We start from the raw sequence: 619 nt of genomic DNA, 5'->3' as shown, positions 1-619 counted from the left end.
GCTACCGCAAGCAGCAAGTTAGATAGCACCAGCACTGCAATCAGAAACCGTTGCCATCGGTTTTCTAATTGCGTGCCTTGCCATGATTTTAAAAACACGTCGAACTTCACGGCAGATAGCTCCTGATAAATGGGTTAGGGATCGTCTTGGCTTTGGTTGGCAACAGTCCGGCCCAGTAGATGGCGTGAAGAATAAAACCATCTGGGCGACCATCACGAAAACGCCGATAGAGTTTGGTTGTCACCAACCCCAACAGACATAAAACCAAGGCATTACCGGTAAAAATGCCGATCACTAGCCCCAACAGAATGGGAGCCATCTCATCGGCACTCCAAAGCAGGAAGTGCGGCGGGTCATCGATATAGGATGGAATATTTACAGGTTCCATAGTCACTCCTCGTTGTTTGAATTGAGAAGTGAAGAATGCCTCGGGATTGGCAGGTTCAGTGGTCAGCTAGATGCCGAATTCTTGAAGGTTTTGAGGGTTCTACTCAGACAAGACGGTTAAGTTCTAGACAAATAGCACAACCGGAGTAATCATTTATGATAACCTAAGTTAAGGATACCCATGAGCTGGAAGATCGACTTTTACGATGATGTTGAGGATCAGATCCTCGAT

1 protein-coding gene and 1 pseudogene are annotated in these 619 nt (G+C 46.5%); both read right to left on the bottom strand.

The window, feature by feature from the left end:
- Positions 1-110, bottom strand: a pseudogene (locus R7P74_RS27415) (TraE/TraK family type IV conjugative transfer system protein); the annotation flags it as partial.
- Complete coding sequence (gene traL, locus R7P74_RS27410) at positions 107-388, bottom strand: type IV conjugative transfer system protein TraL (protein WP_000433889.1); 282 nt, start codon at positions 386-388, stop codon at positions 107-109. The pseudogene R7P74_RS27415 and the gene traL, both read right to left, overlap by 4 nt.
- Positions 389-619 lie beyond the last annotated feature (231 nt).

It is taken from the genome of Vibrio sp. 2033, from assembly GCF_033339735.1.
Note: the sequence above shows the minus strand (reverse complement) of the source record. Positions and strands in the feature narration are given on the sequence as shown.